Raw genomic sequence first — 305 nt, forward strand, 5'->3', positions numbered from 1 at the left:
ACTGTAATATAACTGACTCATAATCTGTCAGGTGTCCTGACTCAAGGCCGATACGCAGGCCTCGCCACGCCGGTGACCGGCCCGTATCGAGCCCCTTAGCTCTTTCCCATCCAGGGCAAACCAGCCGCTCTGGGCGGGTGTCAGCCTCAAGCCGAACCACTCAAAAACTAACGTGTTGAATACCGCAAGGTTTACCTTTTCCAGCAAGCGGGGCAACTGAGCCCGGGAAATCACCCGTGGTTGAGTACTGGCAGTTGCTTGCCGTAATGCCGGATAATGTTGGACCATATGTCTATGGAACATTG

The 305-nt window shown here is 54.1% G+C and carries 1 pseudogene; it reads right to left on the reverse strand.

Annotated elements, in window-relative coordinates:
* Positions 1 to 27: 27 nt before the first annotated feature.
* A pseudogene (locus AC23NW_RS36330) lies at positions 28 to 305 on the reverse strand (hypothetical protein); the annotation flags it as partial.

The sequence above is a fragment of the Arsenicibacter sp. R0_47 genome (assembly GCF_057652235.1).